This is a genomic window from Candidatus Darwinibacter acetoxidans, assembly GCF_041936445.1.
Classification (GTDB): domain Bacteria; phylum Bacillota; class Limnochordia; order Darwinibacteriales; family Darwinibacteriaceae; genus DTU010.
This window is the reverse complement of record NZ_JBHGXH010000096.1, coordinates 1-13,709: the sequence shown is the minus strand read 5'-3', so window position 1 is coordinate 13,709 and position 13,709 is coordinate 1. Positions and strand designations below refer to the sequence as shown.

The 13,709-nt window shown below is 59.0% G+C and carries 14 protein-coding genes; 13 read left to right on the top strand and 1 reads right to left on the bottom strand.

Translation table 11 applies throughout. The features are described from left to right. Positions 1-16: 16 nt before the first annotated feature. The 8 genes from ACE4YL_RS02990 (at position 17) to ACE4YL_RS02955 (ending at position 7,699) form a co-directional block, all read left to right on the top strand. A complete protein-coding gene (locus tag ACE4YL_RS02990; protein WP_461359871.1) occupies positions 17-760 on the top strand; it encodes a beta-ketoacyl-ACP reductase in 744 nt (247 codons plus the stop codon). A gap of 21 nt (positions 761-781) precedes the next feature. After that, complete coding sequence (locus tag ACE4YL_RS02985; RefSeq protein WP_461359870.1) at positions 782-2,074, top strand: acetyl-CoA hydrolase/transferase family protein; 1,293 nt, start codon at positions 782-784, stop codon at positions 2,072-2,074. A gap of 191 nt (positions 2,075-2,265) precedes the next feature. Next, the gene (locus ACE4YL_RS02980) at positions 2,266-3,501 is read left to right on the top strand and encodes an ABC transporter substrate-binding protein (protein WP_461369192.1); all 1,236 of its coding nucleotides are present in this window, start codon (positions 2,266-2,268) and stop codon (positions 3,499-3,501) included. A 67-nt stretch (positions 3,502-3,568) separates the two neighbouring features. Continuing rightward, positions 3,569-4,498 carry a branched-chain amino acid ABC transporter permease gene (locus ACE4YL_RS02975; RefSeq protein ID WP_461358686.1) on the top strand — a complete coding sequence of 310 codons (930 nt, stop codon included), beginning with the start codon at positions 3,569-3,571 and terminating at the stop codon, positions 4,496-4,498. Next, positions 4,498-5,448 (top strand): branched-chain amino acid ABC transporter permease, encoded by a 951-nt coding sequence (locus ACE4YL_RS02970; RefSeq protein ID WP_461358687.1) that lies wholly within the window; start codon positions 4,498-4,500, stop codon positions 5,446-5,448. Before ACE4YL_RS02975 ends, ACE4YL_RS02970 begins: the two co-directional genes overlap by 1 nt. Next, complete coding sequence (locus ACE4YL_RS02965) at positions 5,420-6,145, top strand: ABC transporter ATP-binding protein (RefSeq protein ID WP_461358688.1); 726 nt, start codon at positions 5,420-5,422, stop codon at positions 6,143-6,145. Before ACE4YL_RS02970 ends, ACE4YL_RS02965 begins: the two co-directional genes overlap by 29 nt. 1 nt (position 6,146) lies before the next feature. Next, positions 6,147-6,854: an ABC transporter ATP-binding protein gene (locus ACE4YL_RS02960; protein WP_461358689.1), complete on the top strand. Its 708-nt coding sequence runs from the start codon at positions 6,147-6,149 to the stop codon at positions 6,852-6,854. Positions 6,855-6,883: 29 nt separating this feature from the next. Continuing rightward, positions 6,884-7,699: an alpha/beta fold hydrolase gene (locus tag ACE4YL_RS02955; RefSeq protein WP_461358690.1), complete on the top strand. Its 816-nt coding sequence runs from the start codon at positions 6,884-6,886 to the stop codon at positions 7,697-7,699. Positions 7,700-7,710: 11 nt separating this feature from the next. Here the strand turns inward: ACE4YL_RS02955 and ACE4YL_RS02950 are convergent, their stop codons facing one another. Next, positions 7,711-8,571 (bottom strand): DUF4382 domain-containing protein, encoded by an 861-nt coding sequence (locus ACE4YL_RS02950; protein WP_461358691.1) that lies wholly within the window; start codon positions 8,569-8,571, stop codon positions 7,711-7,713. A 208-nt stretch (positions 8,572-8,779) separates the two neighbouring features. On the opposite strand from ACE4YL_RS02950, the gene ACE4YL_RS02945 reads away from it, so the two are divergent. The 5 genes from ACE4YL_RS02945 (at position 8,780) to ACE4YL_RS02925 (ending at position 13,522) form a co-directional block, all read left to right on the top strand. Next, positions 8,780-9,727: an alpha/beta hydrolase gene (locus ACE4YL_RS02945; protein WP_461358692.1), complete on the top strand. Its 948-nt coding sequence runs from the start codon at positions 8,780-8,782 to the stop codon at positions 9,725-9,727. Positions 9,728-9,835: 108 nt separating this feature from the next. Next, positions 9,836-10,480, top strand: a complete 645-nt coding sequence (locus ACE4YL_RS02940; RefSeq protein ID WP_461365070.1) for a hypothetical protein — start codon at positions 9,836-9,838, stop codon at positions 10,478-10,480. Between the two features lie 185 nt (positions 10,481-10,665). Further along, on the top strand, positions 10,666-11,379 hold the full coding sequence (locus tag ACE4YL_RS02935; RefSeq protein WP_461360535.1) for a TetR/AcrR family transcriptional regulator: 714 nt from the start codon (positions 10,666-10,668) through the stop codon (positions 11,377-11,379). Between the two features lie 71 nt (positions 11,380-11,450). Continuing rightward, positions 11,451-12,812 (top strand): radical SAM protein, encoded by a 1,362-nt coding sequence (locus ACE4YL_RS02930; protein ID WP_461359223.1) that lies wholly within the window; start codon positions 11,451-11,453, stop codon positions 12,810-12,812. A gap of 131 nt (positions 12,813-12,943) precedes the next feature. Then, the gene (locus ACE4YL_RS02925; RefSeq protein ID WP_461359222.1) at positions 12,944-13,522 is read left to right on the top strand and encodes a hypothetical protein; all 579 of its coding nucleotides are present in this window, start codon (positions 12,944-12,946) and stop codon (positions 13,520-13,522) included. The last annotated feature ends 187 nt before the right edge of the window (positions 13,523-13,709 follow it).

Below are 13,709 nucleotides of genomic sequence, written 5' to 3'. Positions count from 1 at the left end.
GAGGGAGGTTGCGAGAATGAGAGTGCAGGACAAGGTTGTGATCATCACCGGGGCGGCCAACGGCATTGGCGCCGCCACAGCCCGCATTTTCGCCCGGGAAGGGGCGAAAATCGTGGCGGCAGATATCAACCGCCAGGACGGTGAGCGGCTGGTTCAAGAGCTCAGGGAAGGCGGAGCGGAAGCGATCTTCGTGGAGGTCAACGTAGCGGAAGAGGCCAGCGCACAGCGGCTTATGGAACGCACCCTGGAGGCCTTCGGGCGCATCGACGTGCTGATCAACAACGCGGGCATCCACCGGGACGGCTGGCTGGTGAAGATGAGCGAAGAGGCCTGGGATCTGGTGATCGATGTGAACCTGAAAGGCGTCTTCAACTGCGGTAAGCATGCGGCCAAGGTCATGATGGATCAGGGCCGGGGTGTGATCATCAACACCACTTCCGTGGTGGGACTGTACGGGAATATGGGACAGAGCAACTACGCGGCCAGCAAGTTCGGCGTGATCGGCCTGACTAAGACCTGGGCCAAGGAGCTCGCCCCCAGGGGCATCCGGGTGAACGCCGTGGCCCCGGGCTACACCATGACCGCGATGATGGACACGGTGCCGGAGAAAATCCTCAGCGCCATCAAGGAAAAAACGCCCCTGAAAAGGCTGGGTGAGCCGGAGGATGTGGCCTACGCCTATCTGTACCTGGCTTCCGATGAGGCGTCTTACGTGAACGGCGCAGTACTCAGTGTGGATGGCGGGTTCGTGATCGGCTGAGGCCAAAAGGGGGGACTACTAGTGGATGTGAAGGAACTGTACAAACGGAAGCTGATCAGCCTGGAGGAGGCAGTAAGACTCGTGCAGTCCAACCAGAAGATCTGCACAGCCATGGCTGCCTCGGAACCGGCGGGCCTGCTCACGGCGCTGGCGGGCCGCAAAGACGAGCTGGAGAATGTGACCATCGTCTCCTGCTTGATCATGCGCGACTATGAGATCTTCAAACCGGAGATGACCGGCCGCTTCCTCAACGAAACCTGGTTTTACGGGCCTGGGGACCGGGCCAACCATGTCCACGGCAACGTGACCTATATCCCCAACAACCTGCACGAAGCGGGGAAAAAGAAGCTGGCCAACGACAAGATCAATATCTTCTGGGGTACCGCAACCCCCATGGACAAGCGGGGCTACTTCTCCCTTTCCCTGGGCCTCACCTACGAGAAGCTCATGATCGAGCAGGCTGATCTGGTGGTGCTGGAAATCAACGAGAACCTGCCCTGGACTCTGGGGGATACCCAGGTGCACATTTCGGAAATTGACCATGTGGTGGAAAACACCATTCCCCTGGTGCAGCTGCCGCCGGTGGAGCCCGGGGAGGAAGAGCTGGTTATCGGCCAGTACATCGCCGAGATGATCGAAGATGGAGCCACCCTACAGCTGGGGATTGGCGGCATTCCCAACGCCATTGCCCAGTCGCTCATGGACAAAAGGGATCTGGGCGTCCACACCGAGATGTTCACCGACGGCATGGTGGACCTGTTCAATGCGGGGGTGATCACCGGACGGCGCAAAACAATCTGGAAGGGGAAGATGGTGGGCACCTTTGCCCTGGGCACCCAGAAGCTTTACGACTTCATCGACACCAATTTGGCCGTGGAGTTCCAGCAGGGCTATGTGGTGAACGACCCCTGCGTGGTGGGGCAGAACCACAAGATGGTGAGCATCAACACTGCCCTCCAGGTGGATCTCACCGGTCAGGTCTGCTCCGAAGCCATCGGCAACCGGCACTACAGCGGTACAGGCGGTCAGGCGGATACCCATCGGGGGGCGCAGCGTTCACCGGGGGGCAAAGGGATCATTGCCCTGCGCTCCACCGCCAAGGCGGGCAAGATCTCCACAATCGTGGCCCAGCTGCCCGCGGGGGCCAAGGTGACCTTGGGCCGAAACGACATCGACTACATTGTGACTGAGTACGGTGTTGCCCACCTCAAGGGCCGTTCCGTACGGGATCGGGTGCAGGCCATGATCAACATCGCCCATCCTGACTTCCGGGCGGAGCTGCGGGAGGAAGCGAATCGCCTGCAGATCTGGTGAGGGCTTTACGAAATATTTCACAATGCCTAGGTCGGTTTACGTTTGTAACCCATTTGTAACTTTGTGAGGTTAAAATGCGGAAAAGGAAAGGAAAAAGAGGGGGGGAAAGCCAACTCCAAGATCCATCTGTCGTTTGCTCAGCGTTGACCCGTAGTGGATAACTACCTATACCTAAAGGAGGAACATGACCTGTGAAGAGGATCAGTATGTTAACTGTCCTGGCCCTAGTTTTAACCCTGGCGCTCTCCAGCGCAGCTTTGGCCATTGAGCCCATTCGCTTCGGCGCGGTCAATCCCCTGGGGGATATCACCGGGGAACAGGCCACCAGGGCCATGGAGCTGGCGGTAAAGGAGATTAACGAAGCCGGCGGGCTGTTGGGCCGCCCGGTGGAACTCATCGTCATCGATGACGAGATGCGGCCGGAAGTGGGAGCCGCGGCCATTGACCGTTTGGCCACCGTGCACAATGTGGACTTCTTTGTGGGCGGCATGGCCAGCGGCGTACATCTGGCTCAGGTACCGGCCCTGAAGAAGTATGAAAAGATCACCGTGTGGATTGGCGCCGCTTCCCACCAAGTGGAGCTGGCGGTTGGTCCCGATGCCGACTGGTATTTCCACCTCCACCCCTGGGACTATCAGCAGGGTGCCAGCTACGGCCAGGGCTGGACGGAAATAGCCCAGGCCCATCCGGAAATTGAGATCAAACGGATCTTCCTAGCCTATGAGGAAGGCGCTTTTGGTACCGACTCTTATCTGGCCTACCAGGCCCTGCATGAACAGGCCAAGCAGGGTGAAGGCCCCTATGCGCAGATCCTCACAGACTTCGCCGGTGCCTCCTTCACCAGCGCCCTGTTGGGCGGCGGCGATTACCGGGCCGTGCTCCGGCAGGCCATGGCCTTCAACCCAGACCTCTTTATCTGGGCGGGCTATGACGCCGATGCGGTGCCCATCGTGGCCCAGGCCATGGAGATCGGTTTTGAGCCTCCCCTCTTCGTGGGAGCACCTCCCGGATGGCCCGCGGACTTCGGCAAAAATCCCCTCTCGGACGGCGTGATCCTTTACGGTATGTGGGCGCCGGCCCTGAAGGAAGTGAGCCCGGTGGCCAAGCACTTCTGGGACGCCTATATCGAAATGCACGGCCATGAACCGGCCACCTACTTCGCACCCCTGGGCTACACCAACATTATGTTCATCGCCGAGGCCATCAAGGCCGCGGGTACCCTGGAGAAGGAAGCCCTCATTGAGGCCCTGCGCACCATCGAATATGAGTCGCCCATCGGCGCAGTGCTGAAGATTTCCCCCAGCAACGTCATTTCCAACCAGGGCTTCACCAGCCAGAAGATTCTCCAGTACATCGATGGCGAGCAGCATGTGATCTGGCCCTTTGAGTACGCCACGGCGCAGATCAAGTATCCGTTTGGCCGGTAAGAAAAATGCGGGCACGGCCGGACAGCCCGGCCGTGCCTCTTCAGTTTAGAAGATCGGGGGGGTCGCTATGCAGGCTGCTGGATCGGCCAAGAGACTGTACATCTACACCGCAGCTCTGATCGTTACAGCCATCATCATCTGGTTTTGGGAGCCCACCGCGCTGGTTTACGGCATACAGCGGGGAAGCTTGTATGCGGTTGTGGCGCTGCCCCTGGCACTGATTCTGGGCATCTTGGGAGTGCTCAATTTGGCCCACGGCGAGTTTTTAACCGTGGGACTCTATGCAACTTACACCTTGTTCCGCAACTACGGCTGGGATCCCATGGCATCAGCGGTTCCGGTGAGCATTATCCTGGCTGTGGTGGGGATCGGGGTGTATCTGCTCACCGTGAGGCAGGTGCTCAAGGCGGGGCACCTCAGCCAGCTGCTCATCACCTTCGGCATCGCGCTGGTCTTAAGTGAGCTCTTGAAAAGCATCTACACCACCCAGCCCCGGGCCGTTTTCACCACCTACTCCTATGCCTTCACCAGGTTCGCCGGCGTGCGCTTTGGCATCTACGAGTTTGTGTACCTGGCCATTGCCCTGGGGGTTTTGCTTGGACTCCAGCTCTTCTTGAAGAAGACCCGCTTGGGCCAGGCCACCTTTGCTGTGGGACAAAACCCCACCGGGGCCGCCATCGTGGGCATTAACGTGCGCTTTGTTTACCTCTTTGTCTTCGGACTGTCCATCGCCATCGTGGGCTTGGTTTCCGCCTTTATGGTGCCCCGGGTCTCTGTCTTCCCCGGCGCGGGAACGCCCTTCACCATGAAATCCTTCGCCCTGACGGCCATGGCCGGTTTGGGCAACCTGAACGGGATTCTCCTGGCGGGCCTCGCCCTGGGGATCTTGGAGGCCATCGTTAACGCCATCCCCGGCGGGGCGGGCTGGTCCGATGTGGTGGTGTTTGGAGTTTTGATCCTGGTCATATTGTCCAGAGCATTTCGGGGGGCGAGATAATGGGGAAAAAAGCGATGATCATTGTCTGCATACTTGTGGCGGCGAGCTTGCCCCTCTACGCGGGCCCTTATTTCCTCAGTGTTTTTAACACCATCTTTGTCTACATGTCCCTGAGCCTGACCTGGGACATGATGCTCCGCACTGGACAGCTCTCCTACGGTACGGCGGGTCTGTTTGGCCTGGGCGCCTATTCCTCCGCGCTGCTGGTGGCGAAAGCGGGGGTGCACCCCCTGCTCAGCATCGTGCTGGGCGGGCTGTTCGCCGGCGTGGTGGCTTTCCTTCTGGGCTTTGCCGTACTCCGCCTGCGCAAAATCTATTTTTCCATCACCACCCTGGCCTTAACTTCCGTGTTTGCCGTGGTGATCAGGAATCTCCCCAGGCTCACCGGGGGCGCCAGCGGCATGGTGCTGCCTTCAGCCCTGTTTAGCGGTGATGCGGCCAAGAACTACTGGATGGTCTTCGCCCTGGCCCTGGGGGTGATCGGGATTTCCCTGTGGCTGAGCAGGAGCAAGACCCATTACGCCATCAACGCCATCCGGAATGATGAAATCGCCGCCCGTTCCAGCGGGGTGGATGTCTTTAAGTACCTGCTCTTTATGTTCGTGCTCACCTCCAGCATCCAGGGAGTGATCGGCGCCTTCTATGCCCAGCAGTACGCCTTTGTGCAGCCGGAAGCCACCTTCTCCATGAACTTCCTGCTGCTGCCCCTGGCCATGGCCTTGGTGGGAGGCGTGTACTCCACCAGCGGGCCGGTGGTGGGGGCGGTGGTTTTGGGCGTGGTATCCGAGTACCTGAAGCTGATCATGCCCTACGGCCACCTGGTTGTGTATGGACTGATTATCGTGCTGGTGGTGCTGTTTATGCCCCGGGGCTTAACCAGATTTGTGGCCAGGCAGCTGGCTAGAAGGGGGAGGGTTGGAGGTGCAGACCGTGCCGCTCTTGGAAACTAGGAATCTAGAAAGACGTTTCGGTGGGCTGTTGGCAGTCAAAGATCTGAGCTTCTCCGTGGGCAGAGGGGAAATCCTGGGCATCATCGGCCCCAACGGGGCAGGGAAGACCACGGTGATCAACTTGGTGGCGGGGATTATTCCCCCCACTGGCGGACAGATCCTGTTTAAGGGCCAGCGGGTCGACCACCTGCCCGCCCATGCCCGCAGCCACCTGGGTATTGCCCGCACGTTCCAGAACGTGCGCCCCCTGGAGGACTTCACGGCCTTGGAGAACATCATGGTGGGGGCCCTGTTCGGCCGGGGTCAGAACCTGGCCCAAGCCCGGGCCACCGCCCTGGAGATCTGCGAGCTGATCGATCTGCCGCATTACGACCGCCCTGTGGACAATCTCACCGTTTTGGATCTGAAAAAGGTGGAGATCGGCCGGGCCCTGGCTGCCCAGCCTGACCTACTCTTTTTGGATGAACTGATGGCCGGTCTCAATGCCGATGAGACCAGGGAGATGATCGCCGTGGTCCGCCAGCTCCAGCGGCGGGAGATCACCATCGTGGTGGTGGAACACATCATGGCCGTAGTGAAAGAACTCACGGAGCGGTGCATCGTGCTGGACGGCGGCACCATCATTGCCCAGGGCAGCTACGCAGAGGTGGCCGCCAACGAACGGGTGATCGAAGCTTACCTGGGGAAGGAGGCGTAGCATGCTGGAAGTGAAAAACCTTTCCGTGGCCTACGGGAGGATTCAGGTGATCTGGGACCTATCCCTAAGTATCGGTAACAACGAAGCTGTGGGCATTTTCGGCCCCAATGGCGCGGGAAAGACCACGCTGATCAACGCCATCGTGGGGCTGGTCAAGGCCAAAGGGGGCGAGATCACCTTTGACGGCCGGCCCATCCTGGGTCAGGACACCCACACCATCGCCCGGGGCGGGATCGTTGTGGTTCCCCAAAACCGGGAGCTCTTTCCCTTCATGACCGTGCGCGAAAACCTCCGGCTGGGCGCCGCTTACATCCCCCATGCCCGGGAAAAGCTCGAGGAAACTTTGGACTACGTGTACCAGCTCTTCCCCATCCTCAAGGAGCGGGATAAACAGCTGGCCGGCACCATGAGCGGGGGACAGCAGCGCATGCTGGTGATCGGCAGGGCGCTCATGAGCAGACCCAAGCTGCTCATCCTGGATGAGCCTTCCCTGGGGCTGCAGCCCTCTTTGGTCACTGAGCTGTTTGACACGCTCAAGGAGATCAAAAAGAACGATATGGTCATTCTCCTGGCGGAGCAGAATGCCCGCCAGGGTTTGAAGGTGATTGACCGTGGTTATGTAATGGAAAACGGCCGGATTGCCCTGGAGGGCAGCGTCGAGGAGCTCTCCCAGGATGAACACATCAAAAGGGCGTATCTTGGAGTGTAGCTGAGGGAAAGCACAAGGAGGTAGATGCCATGCCGAAGGTGGAGTTGCGTGGAGTTGAACTTTATTACAGCCTAGATGGCCAGGGCCCGGAAACCATCGTGGTCCTCAACGGGATCATGATGAACACCCTGAGCTGGAATGAGTTTGTCCCCGTGTTCACCGCAAAGGGGGGTCACCGCTTTCTGCGGGTGGACTTCCGGGATCAGGGTTTTTCCAGCCCCTATCCCCAGGAGTATGATCTGTCCATCCATGTAGATGATCTCAAGGAACTTTTTGATCACCTGGAACTGCAGAAGGTGCACCTGGTTGGTGTCTCCTACGGCGCCATGGTGGCCCTGCTCTTTGCCCTCAAGTATCCCGAGTACCTGGCCACCCTGATTCTGGGTAACGCGGTGGCCCAGGTGACCAAGTTCCTTCAGGCGGCAGCGGATATCTGGGAGTATTCCGCCACCACCAACAGCGGGGAGCTGTTTTTCAAGCTGAGCATGCCCTTCATCTACTCTGATCAGTTCTACAGCCAGCACTGGCAGTGGCTGAAGGAAAGGGAGGCCATGTTCAACCAAATCCTCACCCCCGAGTGGTTCGCCGCCCTGCGCCGGCTCTGCCGCAGTTCCTATGAGTTCGATGTCCTGGACCAGATCCACTCCATCACCACGCCCACCCTGCTCATCGCCGGCACACGGGATATCATCACTCCCCTCGAGGAGATGAAAAAGATTCAAGAGAGGATCAAGGGCTCCCGCATGCTGATCATTGAGGGAGCAGGCCATGCCTCCTTCTATGAAAAGATGGATGAGTTTGCCGCAGCTGTGCTGGGTTTTGTGGCCCTGCACCAAAGCAGCTGAAGGCCCTTCCGCTAGTTCCCCCAGCCCTTGAGGGTGATGGCCCTGCTGGTCCCCGCTTCCAGGTGGAAGGGGCCGCTGGTCAGGGTGAGGGAGGCCGCGCCCATAAGCTCGATGGACGCTTCCAGGCGGTATTCCCCCTCCGGCAGGCTGGTTACCTCGAAGCTCAGCCTGTCGTCGTGGAGGTAGGCGGTCCAGATGGGCTCCGCCTGTTTGGCCCGGAAAAGGTTGATCTCGATGGCAATGAACTTGTCGATCCCCGCAGGCAGCTGGATTTCACCCCGGATGGAGGCAAATCTGTCCCGGTAAGAATCGATCAGCACCAGTGCCTTGCGGGGATTGACGATGTAACTGCCGTCTGTGCCCCGCTCCACGAAGTGGGGGAGATGCACATCGAAGACCAGTTCCAGAGCGCTGCCCTGGGCAATGGACAGGTTCAGCTCCGGTTTCAGCTGACCGCTGGGGACCTGGAGGGCCACCGTCTGCCCGTCTTTGAGGACGATGTAGTTGTGGAGGGGCCCGCCCGCCTGGTTTTCCTTCAGTTCCAAGCGGAGCTCGGTGAGCCGCCCCGCGGGAATGGTGGCTGTGCCCAGAAGCTGCTCCCGGAACCTCAGCTCCTTGAGGTTGATTTTCCCCGCGTCCTGCGGCATCAGAAGGAGCGTAACCCACCTGCCGTCCACCCGCGCGGTCACTTTATCCACGGTCACCCACACCTGGGCGATATCCGCCAGGGCAGGCGAGTCCAGACTGATCAGGGAACATCCCGCGGTCTCCGTTAGGTAGATGCCCACATTGGCTGTGCCGCCGGGACCTCCGCCCAAACACCCCGTCAGGATCAGTGCTGCCAATACCAACGTTAGAAGTTTCGCTTTCACCTTACTGCTCCTTTCTAGGCTGGCCCCCTCCCATACCATCCGCAGGGCGCGGCCTTGAGCTTAGGGTAGGAGGGGTCTGGCCGGCCAGGTAAAAAAAGGAAGGCTTGGACCCGCGCGGCTTGGGACAGGAAGCGCCCGCGACCAGGAAATCGAGGAGCACGCGCCGTATTCAAATTGGTGGGAACTGAGCTAAAAGGGGTGCTGCTTCATGAAGGTTTTGGGGTTTGCTTTGGCTGCCCTGTTCCTGCTTCTGGTGGTGGGGCTAACCGGGGCCAGCTTGCACTTTTACAACTTCGCCATCAAGCGGGGACCGAAGGCGTTTTTGGGCTCCAACCCTGATTTGCAGGCCACCCAGAGCCAAGCTGCTGCGGCCCCCGGCGGAACCGGCGCCCATTGGGTGGAAGAGCAGGACTATGAGACTTGGGAGATCCGCTCCCACGATGGTTTGAAGCTTGTGGCCTATTACATCCCGGCTGCCCGGCCCACAACCAGAACGGCCATCATCGCCCACGGCTACACTTCCCGGGGGAAGGCCATGGGGCGCTTTGCCCGCTTTTACCGGGAGGAGCTGGGGTTCAACGTGCTTTTGCCCGATGCCCGGGGGCATGGGGAGAGCGAAGGGGATTACATAGGCTTTGGCTGGCACGACCGCCTGGACTATCTCCGGTGGATCGAAGAGGTGTTGGCCAGGGTGGGAGAAGATGCGGAGATTGTGCTCCACGGGCTTTCCATGGGCGCGGCCACCGTGCTCATGGTAAGCGGTGAACGGCTGCCGGAGCAGGTTAAGGCGATCATCGAAGACTGCGGCTACACCTCCGTCTACGAGCAGTTGGGCTACCAGTTTCGGCGCATGTTCCGCCTGCCTGTCTTCCCCCTGCTGGATACCACCAGTTTGGTCACGAAACTGAAGGCGGGCTACAGCTTCCGGGAAGCCTCCGCCCTGAAACAGGTGCAAAAATGCCGGGTGCCCGTGCTGTTCATCCACGGATCCGAGGACGCCTTCGTGCCCGTGGAAATGGCCCGGCGGCTGTATGCAGCCTGTGCGAGTCCCAAGGAGCTCTTCATTGTGGAAGGGGCCGCCCATGGCACCGCCTATCAGTGGGCAGGGGAGGCCTATCAGGAAAAGGTGGAGCGGTTTATCGGAAGTTACCTGTAACCACTAGTCCCCACAACATTTTTTTCCGTTTCCGCAGCTTTCTGTGTAGGGATTTCCCGCGAGATGCATAATTATCGCAGTAACTTCCCAATCAAGGAGGCGGAACCTATGATCCGCAAATTAATGGTGGTAAGCGTAGCTGTTTGTGTCCTTCTATCTTTCAGCACATTGGCTTGGGCGCAGGATTATTGGAACTACAACGTCTTTCCCTACAACTATGAACGGTTTGTCTACGAGGTGACCACTTACGGCACGGCGTGGGACTGGGACATAGGTGAAGAGGTTGTTGTGGAGACAAAGATGCAGCAGTTCCTGGAGATCCGCAAGCTGGACGAGGAGAACGCGGAGGTAACCCAGGGTCAAACCCAGGTCTATAGCTACGAGGATCTGGGAGAAGCAATCAGCTTCATGGGTGGACTCGGGGGCCTGGCCATGCTCTTCGGGGGGCCGTGGTTTGGTGAGCTTATGTTCCTGGGCATGTGGGCGGCGGATCTGGAACTGGAAGTGGGCAACAACATGCAGCTCTTCGACGGGTCCCGGGTGCGGGTTGTGGATGAACAGACCGTGGCTGGAGTCCGGGGTTACCTGGTGCGCAAGTTCGTCCGGGAAACCGATGAAGAGGGCAATCGCCAGGATATCACCACCTCCGAATGGGTGATCGCTCCCAATGTGGGCTGGCCCTTATCTTTGACCATGTATGAGGACGGCGAAGTGTCCTACGAGATGGTTTTAGTGGAGTACGAGAGGAAATAGGCGGGAAAGAGATAACTGAGACGGGAAACGGCTGGCTGTGGCTGGCCGTTTTTCTTTTGTGGAGGGGAAAGCGCGGCAGCTGGGCTCATTAGGCGGGGCTGCTTTTGCCAATTCCTTGACACTGCCCAACAGAAAGTGGTAAAATTGACTTAGTTAACCGGTTAGTCAAGATGGAGGAGAAGGTATTGAAGCCTGAGCATAAACCAGAAGCAAAGGACAGGATCCTGCAGGCAGCCGGCAGGCTTTTTTCCGAGAAGGGCTATGAGGGGACTAGAGTATACGAGATCGCCGATGCCGCGGGTGTGAACAAAGCCCTGATCTACTATTATTTCCACAACAAGGAGGACATCCTAGACAGCCTCATCGACTCGCTGATGACCGGAGTGTACCAGATTGCCCTGGAGTTTGTGGACAACTGCGTTCGGGCCATGGTCCAAGACGGCCGCTTGTCCATTGCCGGAGACCGCTTCTTGTTTGCCCATGGGGAGGCGTTGAAATATTTCAAGCGCCAATTGAATAGGTATTACGCGGACATCATCGATTATGTCTTGGAAAATCGCCGCGTGGTACGGATTGCCATGTTGGAGTCGCTGAAGGGAGGGAAGCACAAGGGCAGTCTGTTTAGGATCATGCAGCTGTTGGACAGCGGGCCCGAGAATTCGCTGCACAGCTCGCTGAAGGCAGCGGCCCAGGATGTGAACTACCATGAAGATCTGGTGTTCTTTGAGTTCTTCTTTGTGATCATTCCCCTGGTGAGTATGGCTGCCTTCTACGATGATTACAAGGAAAAGAGCCTGCTCAGCGATGAGCGCTTGAAGGAGCTGGCCCTGAGCTCTTACGCCACTTTAGCTGAGGGCCTGGGGGCGCGGCATATTGCCCTAGCTCCTCAGGAAGACTGAGCGGCTCCCCGGGCCTGCTGCGCTGGTCTAGGTGAACGGAGAGATCAACCCAGGGAAGGAGAGATGGTTGGATGTCAGTCAAGCAAAGTCTCCAGGCTGCTGCTTTACGGGAATCCCTGCGCTACGTGCGACGCAATCCCGAAGAGAACTTCGCTAGGCTCCTCGGTCTGATCAGGCCTTTTGCCCGTTTGCCCTGGCACCAGGAGATTATCCGCCAAGCGGGGGAGATGTGGGCGGATCCCCAGAACAACTGGCGCAGGCTCACAGAAAGGGCTCTACGGCAGCTGGCACCCAAGGTCTCGGAGAAGATCGTGATGAACTTCTTCCTGAATGCCGCCTTGATCGGCGTGCCCATCGCCCGGGCGGTGGAAGAAGAACACGGCTGCAACGTGCCCTGGGCCATTTTGATGGATCCCACCTCCAACTGCAATCTGCGCTGCGAAGGGTGCTGGGCGGGGGAATACGCCAAGGGAGCGCACCTCAGTTTGGAGGAACTGGACGGGATCATCCAGCAGGGTAAGGAACTGGGGGTCTACTTCTATCTGTACTCAGGGGGCGAACCGCTGCTGCGGGCCGCGGACATTATTCAGCTGGCGGAAAAACACAATGATGCTGTTTTCTGCTCGTTTACCAACGCCACTCTAGTTACCCCCGAGCTCGCCGCCCAGCTGGCGGAAGTGGGCAATGTGGCTCTGGCCATCAGCGTGGAAGGTTTTGCCGAGGCCAATGACTTCCGCCGGGGCATTGGCGTCTATGAAAAGACCGCGCGAGCCATGGATCTCCTGCGGGAAGTGGGGGCTCCCTTCGGCTTTTCCACCTGTTACCATGCGGGAAACACCGAAGAAGTGGCCTCCGAGGAGTTCGTGGACGCCATGATCGAAAAGGGCTGCCTGTTCGGCTGGTACTTCACCTATATGCCCATTGGGCAGCATGCCCGTCCGGAGCTTTTGGTCACGCCTGAGCAGCGCCAGCTCATGTATGAGCGGGTGCATGAGTTCCGGGCCACGAAGGATATCTTCCTCATCGATTTTTGGAACGACGGGGAATACTGCAACGGCTGCATTGCCGGGGGCCGGCATTACCTGCATATCAACGCCAACGGTGATGTGGAACCCTGCGCCTTCATCCACTACGCAGATACCAATATCCGGGAGGCAACTTTACTGGAGGCCTTGAAAGCGCCTTTGTTTATGCAGTATCGGGAGCGGCAGCCCTTCAACGCCAATCCGCTCAGGCCCTGTCCCCTCCTGGATAACCCCGATGAGCTGGTGGAGATGGTGAACAGGGCTCAGGCCTACTCCACCCAGCGCCGGGACAATGAACCGGTGGAGGTTGTGGCTGATAAATGCCGGGAGGCTGCGGCCCGCTGGGCGCCGGTTGCCGACAGCATCTGGCAGCAAAAAACGGCCCAGCAGGTCAAAGAGGCTATTTGAGTAAGAGGTTCTAGGGAGGCGTCGCGGCGGCGCCTCTCTTTTTTTCTGGGGGCAGGTAGATCGGCAGGAAAATATTACTAAGGCGGTGAATTACTTTTAGCAAATCGGGCAGTACAGAAGGGAGAATTCCTATGAAGCGCCGTTTAGGCACCATCCTGTTGGCCCTGCTCTGTGCAGCTTCCAGCCCTGTCTGGGCAGCTGATCTCTGGAGTGCCCCGGTGCAGACCCAGCAGTGGTCGCAGCCGGAGTACACGGAGCCTTGGTCGGAAGTGGAGTATGTGGAACCGTGGGGGGAGGCTGGAAGTGTAGAGCCGCCTGTCCCCGGAGAAGCTCAGGGCGAGATCGACCCCATGCTGCTGGATTTTGAGAGTCTATACGGTATCTGGTTGATCTGGACTCCAAGCGCCCCCCTGGGCGGCGGGCACGTGCAGCAGGGGAAAGACCAGGGGATGGTGGCCATCAACCCAGATGGCACCTACGTCCTTTTGCATCAAGCCTGGGACCCTGACCCCGTGGAGGGCAGCTGGCGCCTCTCGTACCCTGGGGAAATCAACGGTGAAGCGGTGCAGGCCATTGTGCTTCTGGATGGACCAACCGGGACCCACTGGGCTGTGGCCCCGGACCCCAGCGGCAAAGTCCGCCTGCTCTGGGCCATGCAGTGGGCCGATGGCTCCGCCCTTTGGTTTTTCGATGCCGAACTCTATCGCTAAAGGATGTTTGGAACACAAGGCAGCTCCCTGACCAGGGGGCTGCTTTGCGGTGCGCCCGGCATGTCTACCGAGCCGATGGGTTGAGAGAAACCCTACCGCCCAACCAGCGGGAAGGTAACCAGCAGGCAAGGGCGCCACTGGCAACAGTGGGGTCTGGAGGAAGCCGAGGGGGTGCCTTGGAACATAG